12 protein-coding genes and 1 pseudogene are annotated in these 13,798 nt (G+C 59.8%); all 13 read right to left on the bottom strand.

The window, feature by feature from the left end:
* Positions 1-452: 452 nt before the first annotated feature.
* Positions 453-587 carry a hypothetical protein gene (locus PR018_RS21630; RefSeq protein ID WP_257623450.1) on the bottom strand — a complete coding sequence of 45 codons (135 nt, stop codon included), beginning with the start codon at positions 585-587 and terminating at the stop codon, positions 453-455.
* A 610-nt stretch (positions 588-1,197) separates the two neighbouring features.
* Positions 1,198-1,785, bottom strand: coding sequence for a hypothetical protein (locus tag PR018_RS21635; RefSeq protein ID WP_142831785.1), 588 nt, complete (start codon positions 1,783-1,785; stop codon positions 1,198-1,200).
* 27 nt (positions 1,786-1,812) lie between these two features.
* Positions 1,813-2,415, bottom strand: coding sequence for a hypothetical protein (locus PR018_RS21640; protein WP_142831786.1), 603 nt, complete (start codon positions 2,413-2,415; stop codon positions 1,813-1,815).
* Positions 2,416-2,556: 141 nt separating this feature from the next.
* Complete coding sequence (locus PR018_RS21645; protein ID WP_142831787.1) at positions 2,557-2,967, bottom strand: SyrB-like regulator; 411 nt, start codon at positions 2,965-2,967, stop codon at positions 2,557-2,559.
* A gap of 167 nt (positions 2,968-3,134) precedes the next feature.
* A pseudogene (locus tag PR018_RS21650) lies at positions 3,135-3,426 on the bottom strand (integrase core domain-containing protein); the annotation flags it as partial.
* 396 nt (positions 3,427-3,822) lie between these two features.
* Positions 3,823-6,192, bottom strand: a complete 2,370-nt coding sequence (locus PR018_RS21655; RefSeq protein ID WP_142831788.1) for a beta-glucosidase — start codon at positions 6,190-6,192, stop codon at positions 3,823-3,825.
* Between the two features lie 51 nt (positions 6,193-6,243).
* Entirely contained in the window at positions 6,244-6,726 is a 483-nt protein-coding gene (locus PR018_RS21660) for a MarR family winged helix-turn-helix transcriptional regulator (protein WP_142831789.1), read from the bottom strand.
* A gap of 55 nt (positions 6,727-6,781) precedes the next feature.
* Positions 6,782-7,381 carry a cysteine hydrolase family protein gene (locus tag PR018_RS21665; RefSeq protein ID WP_142831790.1) on the bottom strand — a complete coding sequence of 200 codons (600 nt, stop codon included), beginning with the start codon at positions 7,379-7,381 and terminating at the stop codon, positions 6,782-6,784.
* Complete coding sequence (locus tag PR018_RS21670; RefSeq protein ID WP_142831791.1) at positions 7,381-8,430, bottom strand: ABC transporter ATP-binding protein; 1,050 nt, start codon at positions 8,428-8,430, stop codon at positions 7,381-7,383. Before PR018_RS21670 ends, PR018_RS21665 begins: the two co-directional genes overlap by 1 nt.
* Positions 8,417-9,196, bottom strand: a complete 780-nt coding sequence (locus PR018_RS21675) for an ABC transporter permease (protein WP_142831792.1) — start codon at positions 9,194-9,196, stop codon at positions 8,417-8,419. The genes PR018_RS21670 and PR018_RS21675 overlap by 14 nt, the downstream gene beginning before the upstream one ends.
* Positions 9,197-9,210: 14 nt before the next feature.
* A complete protein-coding gene (locus PR018_RS21680) occupies positions 9,211-10,125 on the bottom strand; it encodes an ABC transporter permease (RefSeq protein ID WP_142831793.1) in 915 nt (304 codons plus the stop codon).
* Entirely contained in the window at positions 10,115-11,191 is a 1,077-nt protein-coding gene (locus tag PR018_RS21685) for an ABC transporter substrate-binding protein (protein ID WP_142831794.1), read from the bottom strand. The genes PR018_RS21680 and PR018_RS21685 overlap by 11 nt, the downstream gene beginning before the upstream one ends.
* Before the next feature lie 347 nt (positions 11,192-11,538).
* Entirely contained in the window at positions 11,539-13,794 is a 2,256-nt protein-coding gene (locus PR018_RS21690) for an MGH1-like glycoside hydrolase domain-containing protein (RefSeq protein ID WP_142831795.1), read from the bottom strand.
* Positions 13,795-13,798: the final 4 nt, after the last annotated feature.

Consider the following 13,798-nt stretch of genomic DNA (forward strand, 5'->3'; position numbering starts at 1 on the left):
ATTCTTCACGCCGAGATCGCGATCGTTCTCCAGGAAGACCAGCCGGTCTCCCTCGCCAAAATCGCGCCGGCCATCATTGGTCTGATAGGTGAAGGCTTGCGGCCCCTGCTGCTCCGGGGCGGAACCCTCTCTCTCCAGAAGATCGCCACCGTCGCGAACCTTGGCAAGCGCGCCGCGCGCCTGCAGCTCGCTTCGGATTGCATCGTTGATGGCGCGAACATCGACACGCCGATGCGCCATTGCCACACGGCTGCCATCCGGCCGCTGCTCCCGATCGGCAAGATAGTCGCGAACGATCTCGGCGCGTGCCGCCTCGCGCGTCTCGCTGAACGAAACCTTGCTGTTGTCCCGATAGGTAGCCAGACCGTCCACTGTGCGATGAGTGGCAAAGGCAACCGAGGCCTCGCGCTGCTCATCGGAAAGATGCGCCGTCTCCAGGCGCCGGTCGCGATCTACCGATCCATCTTGGCCCACTCGATCTTGCCGGCCGTGTTGCCGATGAGACTTGTGCGGATCGCCATATCCTGCTTGTCTATTGCACGATCGACATGATGTCGGTCGACGCCATGGCTCCGTGCATGTTTCAAGACCTCCGCCCGGCAGGCCATGGCGTGCTCGACATCGACCATTTCGCGCGTCGAAAACCGCGGAAGGGCGATCTCCCCGTCGCCAAGTCAGTCCGCGTCGCTTGCAACTCGATGAGAACAGGCGGGTCCATCAAGGACGCAAACGCGTTTTGAAATGCTACCGGATCCTTGTTGATAGTTAATCAGGATCCCACGCGACTACTGCCTTGGCCAGCCCCGGCTTACCGGCCTTTAGCGGCTTCTTAGAAGGCGGCTAGGCATCGAGTTAGACTCGTGCGCGTGGGGATCGTGATTTTCGTCCTGACGCTCTCATCGGCCGTAACAGTGAAGGTTATGTTTTCGTTATCGCAAATTTCTCCATAAACTTTTTGGGCAGCGGTTGCTTCATCATCCGCCTCGACTAGCGCGGTGTAGGAGACCAGGAAATACGGCATTCATCATCCTTGAAACCTGCTTTGATGGATAAGCGTAGGCAGAATCGTGGGTCGCTACCGTCTGTATCTACTACCTCCCGAGCCGGCGAGAGCAATGGCTCGATCGCTGTCACAGCGGCGGGTGCTTGAAGACCATTTCCCTAATGCGCCAAACAAGACTGCACTGCGACACGGTCTCAATTTGCCCGTGAGGCGATCCCAAAACGTTCCAACATCTGCCTAAGCTGTGCATTCTGGTGCCTCAGTTGTTCCGCGAGGAGCCGCTTCAGGCGGAGGTTTTCGGCAGAAAGCAATGCCAAGTCATCGGAGTGGGTCTCGACTACGTCGACCGCCATCGCGACAGAAGGCGCTGCGATTGCATCCTTGGCAACAGACCTGCGACGTGTGTAACGACGCTTAAGCGCCTTTACTGTCTGGCGTGTCGGCTCACTGGCCGGCACCTTCACGACCTGACTATTATTTGGAACCGCATCTTGATGATTTCGCTCAATCTGGTCGGAATCGATTGCCGGCAACAGACTGTGCGTTTCTCCACCGACCTTGCTGACATCGGCGACTTCGATCTGCTTTTCCAGGTCGGTTGGCAGGTTCTCACAACTGATCGGGGTTTCCGAGTTGGCGTTGTGCAGAAACGGCAGGGTTGCCTCGGTATCTCTCACCAGAGCCGCGAAATCGGTGTTGCCCCAGATGGATTTCGGCTGTGTTTTTAGTCGCCGGCGTGCCGATTTGATTTCGACGACGAAACTGCGCTGCTGTGTTCTCATATTTTTCTCTGACTGTGGTCTACGTACTCAGGAGCGTTCGAAGCGCTTGAGCATTTCTCTGAGCTGGGCATTTTGAATACGTAGCTTTTGCGCCAGCAGATCCTTGAGGTGTTTGATGTCTTCATCCAGGCTTGTCGGGGTCTCAAAAAAAGGGTCCGCGGTCGAAGATGCGGCATTAATGGGCAAGTCCGCGATGGCACCAGGAATTTCATCTGGCGAGCCGACGCGGACTTTCGTTGCGGACTTCAACCTCGCCTGCCGAAGCTTCGGCGACTGTGCAGCAGCCTCTACCTCTAGCCGCTCTTCTAACAGATCGGAGTTGGACTGCGCTTTCTCCTTAGTCACCTCGGCCTTAGCTGTTTCGGGGTAGTCCAATTTCAGATCGGGCGTCTCAGGAACGATTTCGTTCTCAATCGCCGCCAGCGCCGGTGCTAGGTCTTCATGCTTGCCCTCGTTCACTTGCACGGTTCCAGAGATTGCCTCCTGGGACGAGAGCAGGATAGTCGCAGTTGGCCGCAGTTCTATTTCGACAAGCTTTTGAGCGCTGTCAGGCGCGCCTGCTTCGTTTGCTGTCTCGGAGGATTTTTGCCGAGACAGCAGCTGCGCTAGATATTTCCAAGGTGGTTTCATAGGACTTCTTTCTGAGCCGCAGATGTGACAATTCTGACAGCTCCGTCCCGGCTCGAAATCGAGCCAAGATATTTTAAAAGCTAAGATATTTGATGGTTACGGAGATAGATTGCGCGAACAGCGAGCAAAGTTGAAGCGAGATCAAACGCCGAGGCGCTTGCGCAGATCAGCATTTTCAGCGCGCAACTTTTCGGCCAAGGCGTGACGAAGTTTCTTGTTGTCTTCCTCAAGCTGAAGAAGATCAGCCATGTCATCACTAGCGGTGAGAGGTGCTGGCGGTGTTGCCGGCTGCCTGACAGGCTTGGGATTTGCTGGACCCTTGGCCTCTGTCTTCGTCGTCGCAGCGGATACGGTAGTTGTCCCGCGCACTGGTCCGCCTTCAGCCTTGCCAATCCGCATCTGGCGGACCTTCGGTGTCTTTGCAGCTGTAGCGGCTTCAATTTCGGCCTTAGAACGACGAGGCGCGCGCTGTTTTTTAGATTTAGGCGCTTCTGGCGGAGCATCCGGTGCTACAACATCAATCTGCGCGCCTGTTTCGGTTTCGTCAGTCATTGCTATCTCCATGAGCGGGTGAGATTCTTTTCGACTTCAGAACGGCTGGTGTCAACAGAACTGCACTTCATTACCGTCTGTTTCAATCAATGAGGCAGAAATCTAGCGAAATTTCGCATCTGCAGAATTGCTTCACAAGGGGTGGTAGGCCGCGATTGCATCCTGGCTTAAGGGACATCTTGCTTCTTTAGGTAGGTTTGATGGATTGGATTAATCGTGAACCTCCGCGGCTCGGTTGTCCAGATTTTGCAGATGAATTCGTATGGCGTAAGGCCTCGAAGGGCCTTTAGTCGTCGGCCAAAGTTGTAGGCATCGATGAAGTCCATGAGATGATGACGTAGCTGATCGTGGTTGTCGTAGTGGAAGCGTTTCATCCTTGATGGTACGGTTCATCCGCTCGACTTGGCCGTTGGTCCATGGATGTCGAGGTTTGGTCAGCCGATGTTCTATTTCGAGATCAGCACAGGCCAACTCGAACGGATGGCAGCGAAATGGCAGATTGTCCCGGCGCATGGCGTTGATATCTTCAGGCGTCCAGCCATCATCGGTTGGGTCTAGACGTGCCCGTCTGATTAAGGCTCTATAGCCAGTGGATTACTGCCAGGCCATCCGGCCTCCGGTCTCGATTTCGGTGATGTGGCGATCGCGTATCAATGGTTCTAACGCTGATTAGGAGCTTTGAACTGCCGTCTTGGGCGGCGGAATAATGACCTCCACAGTCTCGCCAAAGCATGTTGCCATAAGATCGCGGGTTGACGATTAGGCACATCGTAATGGCCATGTCAGAGTACTTCCGCTGACCACCTCGAGAAGGGCCGCTGTTGGGACAACATGCCTGCTCGCATAGCCGCCTCATTAAACGCCGGTTTTGGGCACCTCCAGTTCGCCCTCATTCAACGCCGTGAAGAGTGCCTCGATATCTGCTTCGGCGATTTCGTCGCCGATGTACCAACTCAACGTGTCATAGAAGCCGAGGAACGATCCGTCGAGCTTGTTCAGGAGCGCAGTGGCATTTGGCTCGGACATATCGAGTTTTGCCATCAGCAGTGCCGTCAGCGCCGGGGAGGCTTTTGCGTTTGCAAAGACAAGCGACGGTGGCGATAGCGTCGATAGCGGCACCGGGGGAAAGGTCTCGGAGACGCAGCCAAGGCGGCATTCCAGGCGGATGTCGCGGGAGGACGCGGCTGCTTCGATCACAAAGGCCTCCGCTTCGAGCACCCAAGTGCCGCGGGAAACATCGAAATACTGGAAATCGCGCGGGGCGAGCGGCAGGGCCACAACGGTGACCTCGCCGGGGTGGAGCGCGATCTTTGCAAATGCCTTGAGTTCCCGGATGGGCCGCCTGAGGCCCGGCTTTACGGGGCGGACGTATAGCTGGACGATCTCCTTGCCGACAACTGATCCCGAATTGCGGATGGTGATGCTGGCCGTACAAGTCATCGAGGGACCGATGTCCTGTCTGTCCAGCACCATCTCCTCGTAGGAAAATTGGGTGTAGCTCATGCCATGGCCGAACGGGAAAAGCGGCGGCATGGCCTTGAGGTCATAGAAGCGGTAGCCGACGAATGTTCCTTCGCTGTAGAGATGCCGACTATTTTCGCCGGGGTAGGTGTGCCAGCCGGGGATATCCTCCAGGCGCGCAGGCATTGTCGTCGTCAGTTTCCCGCACGGATTTTGTTCGCCGAACAGCACCCGCGAAACGGCCTCGCCGCCGCCCTGTCCGGGGTAGAAGCAGGCAAGAATGGCATCGACGCGATCGAGCCACGGCATCTCGACCGCATCCGGCATGGTGAGAACGACGATGACCTTCCGTCGGGCATCGGCGAGGGCGCGGATGAGTTGGTCATGGCCGGCGGCCAGTCTGAGGCTGTCGCGATCGTTGCCCTCTCCATTGCGGGCCTTCTCGTTCTCGGCAAAGACGATGACCACCTGGGCCGAAGAGGCGGCCGCGAGGACGGCCTGCGTTGCAAACCCCAGCGTCGCGTCCTCCGCCCCCGGAAAGGCAACGTGACGCACCGTCAGATCAGGGGAAGCACGCGCGGCGATTTGCGTGAACGGGCTGTCGACCCGAAATGGGTTGGTCGTCGCGGAGCCCGATCCCTGGATCGTCGGAAGTAGGGCGCCGTCCCCGACGACCAGTATATCGCCGGAAGCGGTCGCATCGAGTGGTAGGGTCTGATGCTCGTTGCGCAGCAGCACGATGGATTCTGCGGCGATCTGGCGGGCGAGGGCATGGTGGAGATCGAGGTCCGCCGGCACAGCCGGCTGTGCGCCAGCTTGGCAATGATGGGCGAGGCCGATAACCCGCGCGCAGGCCTCGTCGAGTCTGGATTCGTCGACTTTTCCAGCCTCGATGGCGGCGAGAAGGCGGGCCTTGCGGGGCTTGCTTTCCGGCATGTCGAGGTCGCTGCCGGCTACCAGAGATGCGGGCCGGTCCTTGATGGCGTGCCAGTCGGACAAGACGAGGCCATCATAGCCCCATTCGTCGCGCAGCACGTGCTGCAAAAGCCAGGGGTTCTCCGCGGCCTGGACGCCATTGACCGGGTTATAGGCGCTCATGACCGTCCACGGGGCGCTTTTTGCGATCGCCCGTTCGAAACCCGCGAGATAGATTTCCCGCAAGGCTCGCTCGTCCACGTCGGAACTGGTCGTCGTCCGCTCGATCTCGGAATTATTGCAGGCGAAGTGCTTCAGCGATGCGCCGATGCCATTGTCCTGCAAGCCGGAAATCAGGGCGGCGGCAAGCTCGCCATTGATCACCGGATCTTCCGAGTAATATTCATAAGCCCGTCCGGCAAGCGGCGTGCGCCGCGTGTTGATGCCGGGGCCGAGGAGGAGATGGATGCCGAGGCTTCGGCATTCGCGCGCCAGTGCCTCGCCCATCCGGTAGAGCAGGTCGAGGTCCCAGGAGCAGCCGACAAGGTTTCCGTTGGGAAAACAGGTCGCAGGGCGTGTCGTGCCGAACATGCCGGCTGTGTCGTCGGCTTGCTGGTTCACCACATCCAGAAATGCGGCAAGGCCATTCTCCGCGTCGTCGCCGGCATCGATCTGTGTCGTCGAGTAGCGAACGCCATAGGTTCCATCGGTCATCAGGATGGATTTTATCCCCAGCCTGTCGATGGCAGCTGTCCTCCAGAGGCCGCAGCCGCTGACGAGCTCGACCTTCTCTGCCGGCGTCATCGCCGCGACCAGCGAGCGGATTTCCTTTTCGTCAGCGGGAGACATGGCGGATTTTCCTTTGTCGGCATGCTGGAGGGAAGGACCGCGCGAGTCCCGTCAACAGATCTTCTGGAGCAGTTCCATCAGCATCATGCGTTCTGCGGCCGTCAGCGGGCCAAGGGTCTGCTGCGAGATCTCCAGCGCGATGGAAAGATTGCGCTCGACCATAGCCCGGCCTTCTTCGGTCAGCGTCAGCACGAGACGCCGCGCATCCGCCGCGTCAGGCGCCGTATGCACCAGGCCGCGCTTCACGAGTCGGTCGACGACGCCCTTGATGGTCGCCATGTCCATCGCCGTCTCGCGGCCGAGATTGCCCTGCGAGCAAGGTTGCAGGTCCTTGAGCTTGACGAGCGCCGCCCACTGGGTGGTCGTCAGCTTCTCGGCGATCAGGTTGGCGAAAATCGACACGTGGCGCTGGTTGGCCTGGCGCAGGAAGAAGCCGATCTGCTCGCCCAGCGTATACTGCGCCTGGTCGCGTTTCGCCGCTGGCGCTGCTGTACCGTCCGATTCCCGGGCGTTGCCCTTGAGTGGAATGTCCATCTTCTCTCTCAACCTGGCTCATGGCTGCCGAAAGTCGGCGACCCATGAAAAGCCGTCATGCGGACCACCAATCCAGAATGGCGTCCGTCGTCAAAATTTCAATCTGCTCCGAGAACCTCGGCGCCAGCCGCGTCAGCACCATTTCATGGGCGACCATGTCGCCGCTGGCTAGGGCATCGCTGGCAAGGATCACCTTGTATCCGAGGTCCACGGCATCGAGCGCGCTGGCATAGACGCACACATCCGTCTCGACACCGGTGAAGACGATCGTATCTATACCCTGTGCATCCAGGCGCTCCACGAAGCCCGGAGTCTCGAAGACAGAATAGGTCTTCTTGTCGACGATCGAACCCGGCCGTGCCAGCGACGCCAGCGGCGCGACGAGGTCCAGCATTGCCGGATCGAGTTCGTCCAGCGTCACTGCCTTCCAACGCTCGTAGTAGCTCTGCCATTGTCCCCTCGCATCCGCCGGCTGTTGGGGCACGACGAACCGGGCGAATACCGTCCTGTCCGGCTGCGCTTCGGCAAGCTTCGACACATTCGGCACGATGGCGGCGAGGCCAGGCGTGAACCAGGCCGTCTCTTCGGCAAAGAGCCGTTGCATGTCGATGATGAAAAGCGACACGTTGCCGGACAGCGGCGCGCCCGTCATCATCAATCCAGTACGCTGACGGTGTGTTCCGGCGACCAGTTCAGTGTCACCGTATCGCCTTCGCTGAGCAAGGTGCCGTCCCTGTTTTGCACGAAGAGCTTGAGAGGGATGCCATCGGCTGTTTCCAGCAGATAGGAAAGCACCGCTCCGGCATAGATCACCGTCGTGATGCGTGCCGTCAGGTTGTTGCCTTCGCCATTGCCGGCGGCAATGAACATCTTCTCGGGGCGGACTGCCAGCGTCGCCTTGGTGCCGTTGGCCGGCAGGGGGCTGGCGCTGCGCACAATTGTGCCATCCGGGAGCTTAACTCCGCCGTCCTCGACGGTTCCGGTGAGGAAGTTGGAATCGCCCAGGAACTCCGCGGCAAAGCGCGTCAGCGGCTTTTCGTAGACAGCGTCGGGCGCGCCGATCTGGATGATGCGGCCCTTGTCGAGGATGGCGACCTTGTCGGACAGGGTCAGGGCTTCCTCTTGGTCGTGGGTGACGAAAATTGTCGTAAGCCCGCTCTCGCGCTGGATGCGCAGCAGTTCGACCTGCATCTCCTGGCGAAGCCTGCGGTCGAGCGCTGACAGCGGCTCGTCGAGCAGCAGCACGCTCGGCTTGATGACAATGGCGCGTGCCAGCGCAACACGCTGCTGCTGGCCGCCGGAGAGCTGCTTCGGCATGCGGTTGGCAAAACCGGGCAGGCGCACCATGTCGAGGGCGCGATTGACTTCTTTGCGCGCCACCGCACCCTTGATGCCGCGGCGCTCGAGACCGAAAGCCACGTTTTGGGCGATCGTCATGTGCGGAAACAGCGCGTAGGACTGAAACATCATGCCAATGTTGCGTCCCCAGACGGGCACGTTTGTGACATCCTTGCTGCCGATGGTCACGACCCCCTGGTCGGGCTTGATGAAGCCGGCGATGATGCGCAGGAGCGTCGTCTTGCCGGAGCCGGACGGTCCGAGAAGGCTGGTGAACGAGCCCTCCGGGAATTCGGTGGTGATATCGGCGAGAACAGGCGTTGTGCCGTAGGTCTTGGCAACGGAATGGACGTTAACGTTTGTCACTTGTGTCTCCGGGCTTGGCGAAGCGCGCAAAAATCAGGATCACGGTCATCGAACCGAGAAGAAGAACAGTCGAGATCGCATTGATTTCAGGGGTGAAGCCCTTGCGGATCGAGGAGTAAATCTGAACCGGCAATGTTGTGAAGCCGGGTGTTGCGAGGAAATAAGAGATCACGAACTGGTCGAGCGAGACCGCGAAGGCGAACAGGGCAGCCCCCAGGATGCTGGGATAGAGCAGCGGCAGGGTCACCGAGAAGAAGGCATGGACGGGCGTGGAGCCCAGGCTCATGGCGGCCTCCTCGAGGTCGGCCCGGATCGTCCGGAAGCCCGTTCCGACCACCAGCACCACATAGGGGATGGCAAGGGCGACATGGCCGATGATGATCGCATGCATGCCGCGACCGATACCGGTCCAGTAGAAGAAGATGAGCATGGCCGTGCCGGTGATCAGCCACGGAATGGCGATCGGCGGCAGCAGCATGATCTGCAGGAAGCTTTTGCCGCGGAACGTGCTGCGCGATAGGGCAACCGATGCCATCGTGCCGAGCGTGGTCGCCAAAATAGCGGTGATGACGGCGATGATGATACTGTTCATGCCTGCGGTCAGCAGGATGCTGTTGTTCCAGAGCGCCTCATACCAGCGGGTGGAGAAGGTGAAGGGCAGTTCGTAGAGCGGCGAGGCGTTGAAGCCCATGGCCATCATCACGAGGATCGGAGTGTAGAGGAAGACAAGGATGGCGATCAGATAGAAACGGCCAAGCGATTTCATTCGGTGTCTCCTCCCTAGGCTGTGGTGCCGCGGCGCAGGACGCCCGAGAACGTTGCAAAGATAGCCAGCACGACGGCAAGCAGCGTGAAAGACAACGCGGCGCCAAGCGGCCAGTTGAAGGCCTGCGTAAACTGGTCCTCGATGACCGTGCCCATCGTCACGCCGACGCGGCCACCGAGAATGCGAGGTTCCATGAAGGACCCGATCACCGGAATGAAGGTCAGCACGGCGCCCGAGACAAGGCCGGGTGCTGCCATAGGCACGAGGATCTTGAAGAGAATGGTCCACCAGCGCGCACCGAGACTGGAGGCAGCCTCGATGATCGCCTCATCGATAGTCACCAGCGCGATGTAGCAGGTGAGGATCATGTAGGGCAGGTAGCCATGTACCAGGCCGACGACGATCGCGTAACGACTGTAGAGAAAGCCGATCGAGCCGGCCTCGGGAAAGACGATGTGGAACAGCGTGTCGAGGAAGCCGTTCTCGCGCAGCACCATCGTCCAGGAAAAGACGCGAACCAAACCGTTGGTCCAGAACGGCAGGAGGATGAGGATCAGCAGCATTTCGCGCGTCTTGCCGAAGGTGGAGCGGGTGAGCGCGACAGCCGCCAGAAAACCGATCACGGCGCAGGAAAGCGTCGTCCAGAAGCCGATCAGCAGCGACGTGACAGCAATGCCGACCAGATAGGGCTGGTCGATGAAGGCCCGGTACTGTTTCAGGGTGAAGACGATTGGCGCCTTGCCCATCGGAGTGGCCGACATGAAGCTGAAGACCAGCATGGTCAGCAACGGCAGGAAAACAGCGAGGGTCAGCCAGCCATAGGTCGGCATCAGCAGGGCCGTCGTCGAAACCCAGGATGGAAGGGCGCGTCTTGAGCGCAGACCCGAGGGTCTGCGCTCCGACGTCAGTGTACCGGTCTCATTCCGCATAGAAGGCTTTCACTTCCTGCCACAGGTTGTTGAATGCTTCGCGGCGATCATCCGGGAGAGCCGACATGATGCCCATGGTCTTGAGGTATTCCGGCTTGTGAACCTGGCGGCTCAGGTCGTCGGCCGGAAGAGCGGCCAGTGCTGCCGAGTTGGACGATGCCGGCGCGCCGACCTTGGTCGCCCATTCAAGGTAGAAGGTCGGGTCGATCAGCCAGTTTGCGAAGGCCAATGCGCCTTCCGCATTCGGCGCGGATGCCGGAATGCCGAGACCGTCCACCCAGCCGATGCCGCCTTCCTTGGGAACGACGAAATCTACAGGCAGCTTCGAATTGCGCTTTGAGCGCACGGAGCCACCCGACCAGAACAGCGAGAGGTCGAATTCCTTGGCTGCGAACGACTTGTTCCACTGGTCTTCCGTCGACCAAAGCAGCTTTACGTTCGGCTTGATGGACTTCAGCGCATCGCGGACGGCGCCTAGATCCTTGGGACTGTTAATGTCCTGGCCGGTCATCAGCGCGCCGGCGGCAACGCAGATGATCGCGTCGTCGTCCATGGCAACGCGGCCCTTGTAGGCCGGATCAGCCAAGACCTTGTAGCTGTCCGGAACAGGCATGCCGTCACGGATCGCCAGCGAGGTCATGCCCCAGACCCACGGAACCGCATAGCCCTTGCCGTCCTTCAGGAAGTTGACGTTTGAGCGGAGGTTGGGATCGATCGTGGCGGCGTTCGGAACCTTGCTGAAATCGATCGGCTGCAGCAGATCTTCCGCCGTTGCCTGCGCGCAGCGGGCGGCGTTCAGGATGACCATGTCGTAGGCGCCCGGATTGGTGCGCAGCTTGGTCAGCATTTCCGATTCCGAACTGTAGTAGTCGTGGACGACTTCGATGCCGGTCTTTTCGGCGAAGGCCTTGATCGACCAAGCTTCGTCGGTGCCGTAGCCCTGCCAGTTTAGAACCGTGATCTTGCCGGCCGAAAAGGCACGGCTCGGCAGGCCCGAGAATGTTGCACCGGCAATCATTGCGCCGGACATTAGCTTCAGCGCGTTGCGTCTTGTGATTTCAGTCATTGTGTAACCCCTCATGAAAATTCTCTGTTTTCAGTGTCCACGGCCGAAGCCGACGACCCAAGCGATATAAAAATCAAAGGCAATTCGCGTTTCACAAAACGCGCCATATGATTTGTATACAAACTAATAAAGGAGAGGCGAACAACCTGGGCATGCGTCTCTGAAGGCAAGCGTCGTCGCAGCGCCGTTCGCAACAGCACCAAAATAACGCAATCAATCAGCCACAGTCAGTAGGATGTCTCCATCACGAGCATAGCGCCCCGATGCGCAGACTTCCGTTCAACCCTCTTGCTCTTTCGGCAGTCTTTTTACTTTGTATGCAAAGTAATATGCGTATTTGTCACATGTCAAGTTCCATCAACTGCCATTGACGCCCGCGCTGTCAAAAAAAAGAGATTCAATTTCCGGCCTAGGGCGCATGGCGAAATTTCGACGCGGACGTCGTCCGCAACCGCCTCGAAAGCGAGCTCCTCGCCACCTAGCCGCGCCGCCACGATGCTGCCGGTAGCGACGTGCGGCAGGCTGATGAAACCGGCGCCATCCACCGGTCCGATCGTGCAGGCAAAACGTGCGTTGCTGAAGGCGATCTGCGACAGGGTGGTCTGGAGATCGGTCGTGAGCGACAGGCGTCCGTCCAGCGTCATCTCCAGCAGGCCGCCGGCAACAGATAGCGACATCATGCCGGAAGGAGACAGCATCGGCCCGATCGAAAGATCGGCACGCGTGTTGTGCAGTGTCCAGCCGGTCCACGGATCGAAGTCGACAATCTCACCGACGGCCATCAGTGGCAGCAAGCCTGCCCAGATATAGAAGGGATCCGTATCGCCCTGGTCCATCGCCTCGCCGGTCACAGCATTGTAGTTTTCCGACGCGATACGGTTCTTGCTCCAGTTCTTCATGAAGAGTTCATAGCTCTGACGCGCGAGCTTGCTTGCCTCGGCCGCAAAACCGTAGCGGCGCAGGCCGAGCCAGACCATGTAGTTGACGTTCGGCCAGATGCGGCCGCGCCAGTATACGTTGTCGGTAAACGCCGGGTCGTCGCGCGTCGCATTCGGCAGGACGTAGTCGCCGCCAAAGGTGCTCTCGTCATTGAGGTGCCCAAGCAGCCGCTCGGCCTGCTCCGGGCTGGCCGCGCCGCACAGGAGGGGATAGAAGCTAGTGGGCGAAAGTGAGCGGACGAAGCCGCCGTGGCGCTGGCGGTTGGCGAATATGCCTCTGCTCTCGTCCCACAGATGCTCCGAGATCAGCTTCCGGCACCGCTCGGCAATCTCTCCGAATTCACGGGCATCGTCATCATTGCCGAGAACCACGGCCATTTTCGCCAGCATTTCGGCATCGAGCACCGCGGCGCAATTCAGCCCCAGATCGAATGTCGACAGGGTGCGGGTGACGGGATCGTAGATGGCCTCGTCATGGGTGGAGGAATTGTCCATGCCGGTCTCGTTGCGCGCGGCAAAATGCGTGCCCTTATAGAGACCTTCGCCGACATCGGATGTGCCGCAGGACAGCAGCCCGAACGTATCGGGATCGCGATGCTCGCGCCACCAGCGTTGATTGCGGGCCAGCGCGTCGTAGCTTGCGGCCAGCAGCGAGCGTTCGCCGGTGCGCTGGTAGAGCTGCCAGGCGACGAGCGCGCCGTTCGGATGCTGACTGCGATCCACCCAGGCATCGTTCGAGGTGACGATGCAGGCGATGTTGCCCTGGGGCGTGGCGCTCGCCATTGCCGTCGCCATGTTCTCGCGCGCCAGATCGGCATCGAAGACGCCGGCGAGCAGTGCCGCAAACAGCTGGTCGTTGTACCAGACTGCAAATTTTCCGAGATTCCAGATGCGTGTCACGGCCGTGTAGGGCCGCGCATTGGTCTCGTCCCAGATCGTGTTCCAGGCAACCACATCGCGGATCGCATCGAGCGATCCTTCATAGTTGCCGTCATGGGCGCTTGAAGCGGCGGCCGCCTTTCCGGCGGCGAGGCAAGCCTCGGCCTTTGCGATGGCAAGCTCCGCACTGTCGGCCACTGCGGCGGCATAGGCGCCCTGGCGCATCATTTCCAGATTGAAGCGCAGGCCGATGACAGGCGCAACGTTCTTCCGGCTCGCGGTGTAGAAATAACCGTTCGCCTCAAAATCGGCCCTGAGCGCCTCTACTGTGTCATGGCCCGTCACATGCACCGGCGCCTCCGCAGTGGCGACTGCCACGAAGCGCGTGCCGATCTTGACGAGGGTAATGCCGCGGACTGCCTCGTAAGTGACCATTTCGCCGCTATCGGCCGAGACTGCCAGCGTCAACCAGAAGCGCAGGCCCCATTCACCCGCAGCCTTGCCCTCCCAGCTGCCGCGAACCGCGAAAGGATCGGCCTTATCGGTCCTGAACGCGACGGTCGTGCCGCTGTGGTCGGTTTCCAGCTCGATCAACGACCCATCGAGCGCGTGGCGGCCCAGGCGCACGGGGTCACGCCGCGGCTCGATGATGGATGTTGTGCGGCTGCGCGTGGAATAGAGAACGGGCGTGATGCGCACGCCGAGCGGCAGGAACACCATTTCTGCGGGTCTGTCTGACCAGCTATTCCAGGCGCGCATCAGGGGAACTGTCGAGTGTTTCAGCATGATC

Source organism: Rhizobium rhododendri (assembly GCF_007000325.2).
In the GTDB taxonomy this organism is placed as follows: domain Bacteria; phylum Pseudomonadota; class Alphaproteobacteria; order Rhizobiales; family Rhizobiaceae; genus Rhizobium; species Rhizobium rhododendri.

Bases quoted from the DNA above. Each gene is read 5' to 3' on its own strand.
- PR018_RS21660 (WP_142831789.1), bottom strand. From the start codon at position 6,726: ATGGACATTCCACTCAAGGGCAACGCCCGGGAATCGGACGGTACAGCA.
- PR018_RS21655 (WP_142831788.1), bottom strand. From the start codon at position 6,192: ATGTCTCCCGCTGACGAAAAGGAAATCCGCTCGCTGGTCGCGGCGATG.
- PR018_RS21645 (WP_142831787.1), bottom strand. From the start codon at position 2,967: ATGACTGACGAAACCGAAACAGGCGCGCAGATTGATGTTGTAGCACCG.
- PR018_RS21640 (WP_142831786.1), bottom strand. From the start codon at position 2,415: ATGAAACCACCTTGGAAATATCTAGCGCAGCTGCTGTCTCGGCAAAAA.
- PR018_RS21685 (WP_142831794.1), bottom strand. From the start codon at position 11,191: ATGACTGAAATCACAAGACGCAACGCGCTGAAGCTAATGTCCGGCGCA.
- PR018_RS21680 (WP_142831793.1), bottom strand. From the start codon at position 10,125: ATGCGGAATGAGACCGGTACACTGACGTCGGAGCGCAGACCCTCGGGT.
- PR018_RS21675 (WP_142831792.1), bottom strand. From the start codon at position 9,196: ATGAAATCGCTTGGCCGTTTCTATCTGATCGCCATCCTTGTCTTCCTC.
- PR018_RS21690 (WP_142831795.1), bottom strand. From the start codon at position 13,794: ATGCTGAAACACTCGACAGTTCCCCTGATGCGCGCCTGGAATAGCTGG.
- PR018_RS21665 (WP_142831790.1), bottom strand. From the start codon at position 7,381: ATGATGACGGGCGCGCCGCTGTCCGGCAACGTGTCGCTTTTCATCATC.
- PR018_RS21635 (WP_142831785.1), bottom strand. From the start codon at position 1,785: ATGAGAACACAGCAGCGCAGTTTCGTCGTCGAAATCAAATCGGCACGC.